General features: G+C 73.0%; 14 protein-coding genes. 5 read left to right on the forward strand and 9 right to left on the reverse strand.

Going from position 1 to position 11,984, the window contains the following annotated elements:
* Nucleotides 1-339: 339 nt before the first annotated feature.
* From VF825_RS12425 to VF825_RS12440, 4 genes are all read left to right on the forward strand, one after another.
* Nucleotides 340-513, forward strand: coding sequence for a CsbD family protein (locus VF825_RS12425; protein WP_141788249.1), 174 nt, complete (start codon nucleotides 340-342; stop codon nucleotides 511-513).
* Nucleotides 514-543: 30 nt separating this feature from the next.
* Nucleotides 544-1,131, forward strand: a complete 588-nt coding sequence (locus tag VF825_RS12430; RefSeq protein ID WP_331113713.1) for a pyridoxamine 5'-phosphate oxidase family protein — start codon at nucleotides 544-546, stop codon at nucleotides 1,129-1,131.
* Between the two features lie 877 nt (nucleotides 1,132-2,008).
* Nucleotides 2,009-3,073, forward strand: coding sequence for a tyrosine-type recombinase/integrase (locus VF825_RS12435; RefSeq protein WP_331113715.1), 1,065 nt, complete (start codon nucleotides 2,009-2,011; stop codon nucleotides 3,071-3,073).
* Between the two features lie 272 nt (nucleotides 3,074-3,345).
* A complete protein-coding gene (locus VF825_RS12440) occupies nucleotides 3,346-4,494 on the forward strand; it encodes a GH25 family lysozyme (protein WP_331113717.1) in 1,149 nt (382 codons plus the stop codon).
* 37 nt (nucleotides 4,495-4,531) lie between these two features.
* On the opposite strand, the gene VF825_RS12445 is transcribed toward VF825_RS12440, so the two are convergent.
* The 6 genes from VF825_RS12445 to VF825_RS12470 all read right to left on the reverse strand — a co-directional run bounded on the left by VF825_RS12445 (nucleotide 4,532) and on the right by VF825_RS12470 (nucleotide 8,420).
* Nucleotides 4,532-5,071 (reverse strand): DUF1697 domain-containing protein, encoded by a 540-nt coding sequence (locus tag VF825_RS12445; RefSeq protein WP_331113719.1) that lies wholly within the window; start codon nucleotides 5,069-5,071, stop codon nucleotides 4,532-4,534.
* A gap of 7 nt (nucleotides 5,072-5,078) precedes the next feature.
* Nucleotides 5,079-5,924 (reverse strand): alpha/beta hydrolase, encoded by an 846-nt coding sequence (locus tag VF825_RS12450; protein WP_331113721.1) that lies wholly within the window; start codon nucleotides 5,922-5,924, stop codon nucleotides 5,079-5,081.
* A gap of 28 nt (nucleotides 5,925-5,952) precedes the next feature.
* Complete coding sequence (locus VF825_RS12455; protein ID WP_331113723.1) at nucleotides 5,953-6,816, reverse strand: PhzF family phenazine biosynthesis protein; 864 nt, start codon at nucleotides 6,814-6,816, stop codon at nucleotides 5,953-5,955.
* A 90-nt stretch (nucleotides 6,817-6,906) separates the two neighbouring features.
* Nucleotides 6,907-7,446, reverse strand: coding sequence for a type 1 glutamine amidotransferase domain-containing protein (locus tag VF825_RS12460; protein ID WP_331113726.1), 540 nt, complete (start codon nucleotides 7,444-7,446; stop codon nucleotides 6,907-6,909).
* Nucleotides 7,447-7,524: 78 nt separating this feature from the next.
* Nucleotides 7,525-7,947, reverse strand: a complete 423-nt coding sequence (locus VF825_RS12465; RefSeq protein ID WP_331113728.1) for a metalloregulator ArsR/SmtB family transcription factor — start codon at nucleotides 7,945-7,947, stop codon at nucleotides 7,525-7,527.
* Between the two features lie 38 nt (nucleotides 7,948-7,985).
* Nucleotides 7,986-8,420: an OsmC family protein gene (locus VF825_RS12470; protein ID WP_331113730.1), complete on the reverse strand. Its 435-nt coding sequence runs from the start codon at nucleotides 8,418-8,420 to the stop codon at nucleotides 7,986-7,988.
* 18 nt (nucleotides 8,421-8,438) lie between these two features.
* Between VF825_RS12470 and VF825_RS12475 the strand changes: the two genes are divergently transcribed.
* On the forward strand, nucleotides 8,439-9,062 hold the full coding sequence (locus VF825_RS12475) for a histidine phosphatase family protein (protein ID WP_331113732.1): 624 nt from the start codon (nucleotides 8,439-8,441) through the stop codon (nucleotides 9,060-9,062).
* Between the two features lie 36 nt (nucleotides 9,063-9,098).
* Here VF825_RS12475 and VF825_RS12480 read toward each other — a convergent pair whose 3' ends face one another.
* The 3 genes from VF825_RS12480 to VF825_RS12490 all read right to left on the reverse strand — a co-directional run bounded on the left by VF825_RS12480 (nucleotide 9,099) and on the right by VF825_RS12490 (nucleotide 11,961).
* Nucleotides 9,099-9,761, reverse strand: a complete 663-nt coding sequence (locus tag VF825_RS12480) for an RES family NAD+ phosphorylase (RefSeq protein WP_331113734.1) — start codon at nucleotides 9,759-9,761, stop codon at nucleotides 9,099-9,101.
* Nucleotides 9,758-10,345, reverse strand: coding sequence for a hypothetical protein (locus tag VF825_RS12485; RefSeq protein ID WP_331113736.1), 588 nt, complete (start codon nucleotides 10,343-10,345; stop codon nucleotides 9,758-9,760). Before VF825_RS12485 ends, VF825_RS12480 begins: the two co-directional genes overlap by 4 nt.
* Before the next feature lie 131 nt (nucleotides 10,346-10,476).
* Nucleotides 10,477-11,961 (reverse strand): glutamate--cysteine ligase, encoded by a 1,485-nt coding sequence (locus VF825_RS12490; protein ID WP_331113738.1) that lies wholly within the window; start codon nucleotides 11,959-11,961, stop codon nucleotides 10,477-10,479.
* Between the last annotated feature and the right edge of the window lie 23 nt (nucleotides 11,962-11,984).

Raw genomic sequence — 11,984 nt, forward strand, 5'->3', positions numbered from 1 at the left:
ACGGGGAGGTCGTGGGGCCGGGGGTGGGCGCCGGCGCGGCCAGGGCAACCCCGGCGCCGGCGACGCCGGCCGCGAGCAGGGACAGGGCGAGGGCTCCGCTGGCGAGTGCCCGGCATACCGACCGCATGGGTGAGCCTTCCCTTCCTGCATGGATGCCCCCGGCCTTCGAGGCTAGGCACGGCCGGCCTCGCGACCGGGCTGTCCACAGGTCTTCGAGCCGAACGGACGAGGCCATCCCGGCCGAACGGACGAGGCGGTCCCGGCCCGTCCGGCGCTGCGGTCCTCGGCCGTCCGTGCGAGGGTGGTGGGGTTCGGTTCCTCGAGCACAGGAGAAGTGACATGGGGCTCAGCGACAAGATCGGCAACGCGGCCGAGTCGGCCAAGGGCAAGGCCAAGCAGGCGCTCGGCGAGGCCACCGACGACGAGCAGCTGCAGGCCGAAGGCCAGGTCGACCAGAGCAAGGCGGACCTGAAGCAGGCGGGGGAGAAGGTCAAGGACGCCTTCCGCGACTGACGACGCGGGGGAGGGCGGCACCCACACCGGGTGCCGCCCTCCGTGCTGTCCGGGCCTTCTCGTGGCCTGGCGCTCGCGGCCGCGTGGCGGGTCCTGCCCGACGCCGCGACCGGCCATGATGGCGACCATGAGCTCGTTGGCGACACCACCGAGCGCCGCAGCATGACCGCGCCGACTGCCCGCAGCACGGCCGAGCGCGTGCGCGACACCCTGGCGCGCCTGGAGCAGGACGTGGACGCCTGGGTGGCCACGGCGCACCCGGGTGACGGCACGCCATACCTTGTCCCGCTGTCGTTCCTCTGGGACGGGCGGACCCTGCTGTTCTCGACGCCCACCGCGAGCCCGACCGCACGCAACCTGGCCGACACCGGCCAGGCGCGGGTGGCGCTGGGCACGACCCGTGACGTGGTCATGCTCGAGGGCACGGTGGTGGCGACCGACGGGGTCGACGAGGAGCTGGGCACCGCGTTCGCGGCGCGGACCGGGTTCGACCCGCGGGAGCTGACGACGGCCTACACCTGGTTCCGGGTCACGCCGCGGCGGGTGCAGGCGTGGCGTGAGGAGAACGAGCTGCGCGGCCGGGAGCTGATGCGCGACGGGCAGTGGCTGGGGGAGTAGGGGTCAGCGACCGAAGACACGGTGGCCCCGATCCGAACGCCTGTTCGGGTTGCCGGCTGGGCTGCCGCCGGAGGATTCCGGCGGGACGACACCGGCACCTTGATGACGACGTGCGGGTCGGGAGTCGAGGCCTCGGCCTCGTTGGCCGCGGCATGCGCGCGTCGGCCAAGTCCGGCTCGTGAGGGCGCCATGGCCGCGGAGGGTGCGCGTGGTCGCTGTGGGGAACATCGGGTTCGGGTGCCGACCCGAGGAGCCACCGTCACTGGCAGAGGAGTGCCTTCAGCAGGTGAAGTGACATAATGTCGATTATCGGCGTTGTGGGGTGAGCGCTGAGAAGAGGTGGGGAGCCCGGACAGCAGCCGTTTCCATGCGCAGGTTCGCGGAGCGGCGTGCACACCGCGTCGTACGCCGCGTCGTCACCAAGGACGCGCGCGCCAGGACGGCTCGGCTCCTGACGAACCGGCATCAGGTTGCCGGCGTCGTGGACACGCACCGGCGTGGCCGGCGACTGGTGCGACGGAACCGGACGACACCGGCCGAGCTGGCGGAACGGATGACAGCAGCGACGCCGACGACGTTCCCGGCGAGTCGGCGCGTGCGGTCTGGGCGGATGTCATGCAGGCAGGCAGGCCCACGGCGCGTGATGCACGGGCTCGCGCTACCGGAGGCGACGGCGCCGCACTGGTGGACGGCCGATCGCACCTGCCAGGTCCCGGCCCGGACGCTGACCCGGCACGTCTCCTCCACAGCACCGACGGCCTGTCGGTGCCTCATGGCAGACTGACGGGTGCAGAAGCGCAAATGAGGTCAAACACAGGATAGTGGCCTTATTTGTGCGTGTAATGTGTCATACACGAACAAATGGTACATTCCGCCCATGGCCTCCCCCGCATCCCTGACTCGCGTCACGGTCCGTGACGCCGTGCTGCAGTACCAGGAGTCCCTCGAGCGCCGGGTCATGCGCTCGGAGATGAGCCCCACGAGCCTGCACGCCTACACCCGCGACCTCGCCGAGTTCGTGGCCCTCCTCGGCCCCGACACCGTGCTCGACGACGTCGAGGGCGACGACATCGAGGTGGCCCTCACCCGCCTGGCCAAGGCCCCCGACCGCCGCTTCACCAGGGGCGTGAAGATGGGCCAGGACGGCAGCCAGCCCCAGGGCCGCGGCCCGCACGCCCGGGCCCGCTGGTTCACCGCGGTCCGCGGGTTGTTCCGCTGGGCCACCGACCGCGGATACGTCCAGGTCGATCCGACGCTCAAGCTCAGCCCGCCGCGCACCCCCAAGCGCGCCTCGGGTGCACGCCTGGGCCTGCAGGCCAGCGAGGCACGCACCCTGCGGGCCGCGCCGTCGACCAAGGCGGTCGACCACCCGCGGGCCAACCAGAGCCTGACCCTGCGCGACGAGGCGATCCTGAGGCTGCTCATCGAGTCCGGCCCGCGCGTCTCCGAGCTGTGCGGCGCCAACCGCACCGACATCCGCATGCACGAGGAGACCGACCGGCCGGTGCTGCGGGTGCACGGCAAGGGCGGCAAGGACCGGGACCTGCCACTGACGCGGCGCACGGTCGAGGCGATCAACGCCTACCTGGAGCAGGGGCGCCCCTCTCCCCCGCCGGTGACCGACCCGGCGGACACGGCTCGCGCCACCAGGGTGGCCGACGCCGAGCGCGCGCTGTTCGTCACCGTCCGGGGGTGGCGGATGGCCCCCCGTGACGTGCAGTACCTCATCCAGCGCTACACCCGCGCCAAGCTGGACCGCCGGGCCACCCCGCACGCGTTGCGGCACACCGCCCTGACGATCCTGGCCCGCTCCGGGGTCGACATCGCCACCGTCGCCCAGATCGCCGGCCACGCCAACCTGTCGACGACCTCGATCTACATGGACGAGTCGATGTCCGCGGCGGCGGACGCCGTGGACCACTCCCCCATGGCCGACGACTAGGCGCATCCGGCCCCGCTTTCCCGCGGCGACCATGCCGCACTTGTCCGGTTCGCCCGTATCCGGATCACACCAAAGGCAGGCACAGGTCGGGGAAAGGTCAGCATTCGGTCAGGTTCGACCACCCCCGCGCGACCCCGCACCTACCGTCGTGGCGTCGGAGCATCCCGCCCTACAGGGCCACTGCGGTGCTCCTCCCACCCAGGCGAGCGGTCCAGAAGCGGTGCCGCCACAGCTTGCGCAGAACCAGCAGGAACAAGGGGATCCAGCCAACCATGTCAACACCTCTACTTCGTCGTGCCCGCAACCGGGCCCGGATGCTGCGGATCACGGCAGCGACCCTGGCGGCGGTCGGCCTCTCGGGGCCCGCGATCGCCCACGCCCAGGTGATCGGGCCCGACATCGCCAGCTACCAGCACCCCAGCGGCTTCAGCATCGACTGGGGTGCGGCCAAGGCCACCGGGGGTGCCGCGTTCGCGTTCGTCAAGGCGACCGAGGGCACGGGCTACACCAATCCCTACTTCCGGGGCGACTTCGCGGCGATCCACGCCAAGGGCATGGCCCGGGGCGCCTACCACTTCGCCCGCCCCAGCCTCGCGGCCGGCTCGGCCACCGCCCAGGCGGACTACTTCGTGCGAGTCGCCGGCAAGCTCGGCGCGCGGGGCGACCTGCCGCCGGTGCTCGACCTCGAGGTCACCGGGGGGCTCAAGCCCGCCCAGCTCACCGCCTGGGTCTCGACCTACCTCAAGCGGGTCAGGGCCACCACGGGCCGCACGCCGATGGTCTACGTCTCGCCCTACTTCTGGACCCACTCGATGGGCAACTCCACCGCGTTCCGGTCCTACTACCTGTGGCTGGCCAGCTGGTCCAGCCGTCCCCCGACCTCGCTGCCCGGCGGCTGGAGCCGCTACACCTTCTGGCAGTACACCAACGCCGGCACCGTCCCGGGCATCAGAGGTCGTGTCGACCTCAGCGCCTTCAACGGGACCACGGCGGCGCTGTGGGCCCTTGCCAAGGGCGCGCCCGCGCCTGCACCCGCCCCCACACCGGCTCCCGCCCCGGCACCCAAGCCCAGCCCGGCCCCGGCGCCCAAGCCGTCGCCTGCCCCCGCACCTAAGCCGTCGCCGGCTCCGGCGCCCGCACCGGGATCGACCTACTCAGAGCTGAGCCGCCACGACCTGGTCCGCGCGCTCTACCAGCAGTCCCGGTCGACGCTCAGGCCCGGGGCGAAGGGCGTGGGCGTCGCCGCGGCCCAGCAGGTCTTGGGCCTGCCGCGCACCGGCACCTTCACCTCGTCCATGGCGGCGTCCCTGCTGGCGTGGCAGCGCAACCACGGCGTGCACGCGGTCGGTGTGCTCGACCCGCAGACCTGGTGGGCGATGATCGAGGTGACGCACCGCCACCACAGCCACCGGCACGACTGACGGCCACCGCCCGCCCGGTCACCCGGGCGGGCGGGGTTCAGCCGCCCCAGCGCTGCACGAGCTCGTCGACGACCTTGACGTCACGGGTCGTCGCGAGCGCGCCCCCGAGCCGTTCGAGCCGGGCATTGGTCAGCTTCGTCTCGTGGGCGGGCACGTTCAGCCACATGACCGCCTCCCGGCCGACCACCCGCACGCGCTCGTGCTCCCGGTCCCACGCGTGCAGTGCCTCGACCGCCTCGGCGGCCGGCTCGTCCTTGAGGAAGGCCACGTAGCGGCGCGGCTGCCCGGGCAGCGGTGCGTCCAGTCCGGCCAGGACCGTGCCGAGCGAGCGCAGCTCCCCGGGGGTGCGCACCATCGTGGGCACCTCCAGCTTCCAGCCGTCGCGGAGCACCTCCTCCACGGCGCGCTCCACCCGGGCCGACGACCGCATCGCGCTGGTCAGGCGCAGGTTGCCGCTCTGGATGTAGCTCTCGACATCACGGAAACCGTTGTCCTGCAAGGCCTCTCGCAGCTCGGCCATCTTGACCCAGCGGCCACCGACGTTGACGGCACGCAGGAAGGCGACGTAGGTCGGCACGGCGGTCTCAGCCCCGGTCCGCGCCGAGGAACGGGTCGACCGCGGCCCGGAAGGCCTCCGGGCGCTCGACCCAGGGGTAGTGACCGGCCTGCTCCACCACGACCGCGGTGCCACGGGGGAACAGCTCGGCGACCGCGAGCACGGGCGCCAGGCCGATCAGGGCGTCCCGCTCCCCCGCCACCACGAGCACATCTGCGCCACAGGAGCCGAGCCGGTCACCCAGCCCCTCCGGCACGGGCGCGGAGAAGAAGGCCCCACCCGCGTCGAGGTACCAGTCCCCGACCGCCTCGTGCGCCTGGGCCCGCTCGTCCCACGTCCCCCAGGCCAGCGGCGCGATGAGGTGGGACAGGGCCCGGTGCTCCTGCGGGGTGCTGGCAGCCTCCAGCGCGGGCACGGCCTCCGCGAACGCGGGGAACCACGGCTCGTCGCTGCGCGCCATGACCATCGCCCTGCTGTCGTCCTCGACGTCGACCAGGTCGCCGGGTGGCGGGGTCACGAGGCACAGGCGACGCACGTGCTGGGGGTACGACGCGGCATACGCGAGGGCCACCCGGGTGCCCGCACTGTGGGCGAGGAGGTCCAGCTGTCCCCCGCCGAGGTGGCGGCGCAGGGCCTCCACGTCGTGGGCCAGCTCCGGCCACGCCATGAGCGGGCCCGCCTCGGCGGACTCGCCCACGCCCCGCTGGTGCACGACGACCAGGGGACGCACCGAGGACAGCCCGGCCAGGTCGCCCAGGTATGCCGGGTGGCGGGCGGCGCCGCCGGCCAGGACGACCAGTGGCTCACCTCGTGCGCCGTCGTCGAGCAGGTCGTAGTGCAGGACCGCGCCGTCATGGCTGGTGAAGGTCGGCATGGCCTGCAACCTATCGGCCGGCTCCGACTCAGAGCGTGAACTCTCCGGTCCCCACCTGGCGCACCGTCCCGGTGACGAGGATCCGTCCCTCGTCGTCGACCTCCAGGTCGAGGACGGAGGGCCGGCCCACCTGCGCGCCCTGGCGCACCACCCGGCGCAGCCCGCGCTCGCCGTGCAGGTGGAACCAGCCCCCGAGGTTGGCGCAGGCCGACCCGGTGGCGGGGTCCTCGATGGCGGAGGAGCCCTGGGTGAAGAACAGCCTGGCCTCGACCGTCACGTCGTCGACGGGCGCCCAGACGTAGACCAGGGCCTCGTCACCCAGGCTCGAGGCGCTCTCCCGCAGCAGCCGCGGGTCGGCCGACGCCGCCCGCACGTCCTCCACGCCACGCAGGGGCAGGATGAGCTGGGTCACCCCGGTGTTGACGAGCAGGGGCTCCGCACCGATCGCCTCGACCGGGAGCCCGACCATGGCGGCGAGCTGCTCGCGGGAGGCCTGGACCGGCTGCGCCTCAGGGGCCTTCGCCTGCAGGGTCCAGCGGTCACCGTCGGCGCGGACGGGGATGTCCCCGGCGGGCACCCGGAGCACGACCTCGTCCCCGGCGCCGAGCAGGTCGCGCACCACGTGCGCCGTGCCCAGGGTGGGGTGCCCGGCGAAGGGCATCTCGTAGGTCGGCGTGAAGATCCGCACCCGCGCCGTGGCGCCTTCGTCCCCGGCGGGCAGGACGAACGTGGTCTCGCTGAGGTTGAGCTGACGGGCTAGCGACTGCATCTCCTCGCCGCTGAGCCCACGGGCGTCCTCGAAGACGCACAGCGGGTTGCCCGAGAAGGGGTCGTCCGTCCCGGTGGTGAAGACGTTGAGGGTGCGGAAGGAGAACGTGCGAGGGGCGCTCATGCGGCGATCCTGCCAGAGCCCCCGGGTCGGGACCGGCACTCCTTGGGTGCCGGTCCCGGCCGGGAGGGCATGAGCCCGCGGGCCGGCCGGTCAGCCGCCCAGCGCGTCGAGCAGGGCCGCCGAGAACGCCTTGAGGTCGTCGGGGTTACGGCTGGTGATGAGGTTGCCGTCGACCACCACCTCCTGGTCGACCCACGTGCCCCCGGCGTTGGTGATGTCGGTGCGCAGGCTCGGCCACGAGGTGAGCGTGCGCCCGTCCAGCACTCCGGCCTCCACCAGCGTCCACGGCGCGTGGCAGATGGCGGCCACCGGCTTGCCGGAGTCGACGAAGTGGCGCACGAACCCGACCGCGTCGCGGTCGAGGCGGAGCGCGTCGGGGTTGGCCACCCCACCGGGCAGCACGAGGGCGTCGTAGTCGGCGACCGACGCCTCGCCGACCTCCCGGTCGACCGGGAAGGTGTCGGCCTTGTCGAGGTGGTTGAAGGCCTGCACCGAGCCGCCCTTCGGGCTCAGCAGGACGGTGGTGGCGCCGGCGGCGGCAGCGGCTTCCCACGGGTGGGTGAGCTCGACCTGCTCGATGCCTTCGCCGGCCACGAGGAACGCGATGGTCTTGCCGTTGAGATCAGCCATGTCTTCGAGGTTGCGCGTCAACGCGGCGTCGCGCAACCGGGCGGCCCCGGCGTGCTGGGCATCACCCCGGCAGGGAGGTCACCAGGCGCCGTCCGGCGGCGCCTCGAACACCCGCGACAGCGCCCCCATGGCCTCGGGCCGGACGCGGTAGCAGACCCACACGCCACGCCGGCTGCGCTCGAGCACCCCCGCCTCGTGGAGCACCTTGAGGTGGTGGGAGACCGTCGGCTGGGTCAGGTCGAACTCGGCGGTGAGGTCCGCAACGGTGGCCTGGCGACCCTCCGTGCGCAGCAGGATGCTGACCATGCGCAACCGGATCGGGTCGGCAATCGCCTTGAGCACGAACGCGATCGCACCGGCATGATCCCGGTCGAGGGAGTCGGTGTGCAGCGGTCGGCAGGCCGCGATCGGGGTGGCAGGGGCCGGGGCGAGCCGCACCGGGGCGGCTGCGGCGGGCAGCACCGGTTCTGGCTCGGACAGGAACGGTTCTGGCGCAGACACGCCGCATATCGTGACAGAAGGGACGAAATACCGCCCGGTCAGGCGTCGCCGGCGAGCCTCCACGACACCGGGGTGCCGAGCTCGACGGTCCGCGAGACCGTGCACAGCCGGTCGTGCGAGCGCGCTGCGGCGTCGGGCAGGCGCTCCCGGGCGGCATCCCCTGACTCGCCCTCGGGGAAGGTGACGTGGAAGGTCAGCGTGATGTCCTGCAGGCAGTTGCCGCCGGCGTCACGCACCTTCTCGGCACCCACGACGAGCTCGAAGCGCTCGGGCTCGGCCAGCCGGGACGTGAGGGCGTCGACGTCGAGGGCGGTGCAGCCGCCGATCGCCGCCAGCAGCAGCTCCACCGGGGTGAAACGGCCCTCCTCGCCCGTGCCGAGGGTGAGCTCTCCCCCGCGGGCGTTCGTGGCGACGAGAACGCCCTGCCCGGTGCGACGCAGGGAGACGGACCGGTGCTGCTCCTGGGAGGCCATGGCCTCTAGCCTGCCAGAGTGACTCCTCCCCCCGCCCCGACTTCGGGCTCGCTGATCCTCGTGCGCCACGGCCAGACCGAGTGGGCCCGGGAGGGCCGGCACACGGGGCTGACCGACGTCCCGCTCGCCCCCGAGGGCGAGGCCGGCGCCAAGGCCCTGGCCACGCTGCTGGACGGCCGGAGGTTCGCGCTGGTCCTCAGCTCCCCGCTGCAGCGGGCCCGGCGCACGGCCGACCTCGCCGGCCTGACCGGGGTGCAGGTGGACGACCGCCTGGTCGAGTGGGACTACGGCGGCTACGAGGGGCTGACCACCGCCGAGATCCGCGAGCGCCTGGGCCGTCCGTGGAACGTGTTCGACGACGGTGTCCCGGCGGGTGACACCCCCGGCGAGACCCTGGAGGCGCTGGCCGCGCGGACCCGCGCGGTGCTGGACCGGGTGCGCCCGGCGCTCGCCGAGGGTGACGTGGTCCTCGTCGGGCACGGCCACTGCCTGCGGGTGCTCGCGACCGTGTGGCTGCGCCAGGAGCCCCGGTTGGGCGCGCAGCTCATCCTGCACGCCGGCTCCGTCAGCGAGCTCGGCTGGGAGCGGGAGACCCCGGCCATCGTGTCGTGGAACCGCACCCCGGACACCCCCGAGCGCTAGCCACTGGCTCACGCGCCTCGCCAGAACCGTTGCGGCTCAGGCCTTCTGGCCTCGCGTACGGGTGCCCGGAGGGCGCACCACGGTGAGGTCCGCCCGGTGCGGCGCGGGCATCGGGTGTGGGCCGCCGGGGACGTCGACGGCCGGGACCGGTGTCGCGTCGGTCGGCCACTCCCGCGCACCCGCGTCGTCGAACAGCGCCACCGAGGACGCCGGCCCCGGGGTGAACCGCGGTCCGTAGCGCACTCCCTGCATCCCCGTGTCGGCGAGCGCCCGCGCCCAGGCCTGCGGCACGGCGTACGGCACCATCGTCTCCAGCTCACGGGTGACGCCGAAGTCCGCGGCGCGGGCCACCCGCAGGTTGGCCAGCCTCCGGGTCGCGGGCACGCCGAGGCGGGAGACGACGACCCCCTCCAGCAGGGACATCGGGACGTAGGGCAGACCGCCCAGCACCGCCCCGAGGCGCTCACGCACGGCCACGGCGGGGTCGGTGGCGAGGTAGCACGTGCCCCGCGGTGCGGGCAGGTCGAAGCGGCCCCCGCCGTCATGGCTGAACCACCACGGCCCCTGGGTGGCCAGGTGTGCGCGGCACAGCACCGTGCGCGGGTCGAGCCGGTATGCCGGGAACCCGGCCAGCGTGGTCTGCGGCACCTGTTGTGCCACGACCTCGCGCGAGCGGGGGCCGGGGGTGCCTGCGCTCATGCGGCCCAGGACGCGGCGTCGGCGGTGGCCACCTCGACCACGCGCTGCACGGCGGTCGCCGAGGACCGGTGGAGCACGAGGAAGTCCACGGCACTGTGGCCCTCGAACGCCTCTGAGGCCGTGGTCAGCCACAGCGCCACCGCCCAGCCGTCGACACCGCGGCGGGTGAACTCCCCCACCGCCTCGAAGACCCCCGGGCGCACCTGGCCGTCGCGGCCGAACTGCAGGGAGGGGTAGAGCAGGTGCCCGTCGGCGGTGCGGCAGGCCAGCAGCGTGCCCCGGCGGACCCGGTCGGCCACCGCCTGACGGCTCACCCCGAGCCAGGTGACCAGGCCCGCGGTGTCGTAGAACGGGCCGAGGGACTCGTCGTAGGGGTGGCGCGTGGGCAGGGCGGCGACCATGCGCTCGGCAAACTCCTCCACGTCGCCGAGGTCGGCCAGCGACCGGCCCTGGGCGGCCAGCACCGAGCCGCGCTCGGCGATGAGCCGCTCGACCTGGGCCAGCAGCCGACGCTCGAACGCGGGGTCGGCGGGCCGCTCTGCGGCGTCCGTGCCGGCGCGACGGCGGCCGGTGTGGGTGTCCATGTGTGCCTCCCTGTCCCTCACCACTGTGCCCCTTCGCGTCAAGGGCGTCAAGGGGAAGGGGTCCGGGGAAGCGTAGCCCGACCGGCCGACATACGCCGGGAACCGTTGCGGCGAGCGCCTTTCCGGGTCCGTCAGTCCGGGAGCTTCCAGGTGTGGACCGGTTCGTTGCTGTGCATGTTGCCGACGTAGCGCTCGAGCATGCGGCGCAGGGCCGTGGCCCGGTCGGCCCCGCGCTCCTCCAGGCGCTGGACGCAGGCGACCTGCCAGGACGCGCCGTTGAGGCCCGAGGTGCACCGGCCCTCGATCACCCCGAGGTAGCGGTCGCGCACGGCCTGGGAGACCCCCCAGCGCTCCAGCCCGGTGTGCGCGAGGGGCAGCAGGTGGCGCAGCACCAGCTCGTCGACGGGCACCTCACCGAAGCCGGGCCAGTACAGCCGGGCGTCCAGCCCCCTCTGGGCGCAGGTCCGGAAGTTCTCCTCGGCTGCCGGGAAGCTCATCTTGGTCCACACCGGCCGGTCCTCCTCGGCCAGCATCTTGACCACGCCGTAGTAGAACGCGGCGTTGGCCAGGACGTCGACGATGGCGGGACCGGCGGGGAGCGCGCGGTTCTCCACCCGCAGGTGGGGCATCCCGTCGACCAGGTCGTAGACCGGCCGGTTCCACCGGTAGATGGTGCCGTTGTGCAGCCGCAGCTCCGCGAGCGCCGGCGCCTCCCCCGCCTCGAGCTTGGCGACCGGGTCCTCGTCGGTGGTCTCCGGCAGCAGCGCCGGGTAGTAGCGCACGTTCTCCTCGAACAGGTCGAAGATCGAGGTGATCCAGCGCTCGCCGAAGAACACCCGGGGCCGGACGCCCTGGTTCTTCAGCTCGATCGAGCGGGTGTCGGTGGCCTGGGCGAACAGCTCCACGCGGGTCTCGGCCCACAGCTGCTTGCCGAAGAAGTACGGCGAGTTGGCCCCGACCGCCACCTGCGGCGCCACGAGGGCCTGGGCGGCGTTCCAGTGCGCGGCGAAGTCCTGCGGCGCGACCTGCAGGTGCAGCTGCACCGAGGTGCAGGCCGACTCGGGTGCGATGGAGTCGGCGTAGGTGGCCAGCCGCTCCCCGGAGGGCCCCTCGATGTCGATGAACATGTCCTCCCCGCGGGCGTTGAAGATCGCCTCGTTCAACGCGGTGTAGCGGGGGTTGATGCTCATCCACTCGGTGGTGAAGTGCTCCGGGGTCAGCGTCGGCAGGATGCCGATGGCGACGGTGTGCGCCCCGACCTCGTTGGCCCGGGACTCGGCCCGGTTGAGGCTCTCGCGCAGGTGGTCCTCGAGCTCCAGGGCGGCGTCGCCGGGCAGCGGCCGGGGGCTGACGTTGAACTCGATGTTGTACTGCCCGAGCTCGGTCTGGTAGCCGGGGTCGGCGATTCTCTCCAGCACGTCCGCGTTGCCCATCCGGGGCAGGTAGTCGGAGTCGACCAGGTTGAGCTCGATCTCCATCCCGGTCATCGGCCGGTCGAACTCGAAGTGGCTCGTGGCGAGCATCCGCTCGAAGACGTCGAGGTTCTGCCGCACCTTCTCGCGGTAGCGCTGCCGTTGCTCCCGGGTGTAGCCGGTGCCGCTGACCTCAGCTCCCATGGTGTCCTCCCTGGGCGAGTCGT

Source organism: Oryzihumus sp., assembly GCF_036391795.1.
GTDB lineage: Bacteria > Actinomycetota > Actinomycetes > Actinomycetales > Dermatophilaceae > Oryzihumus.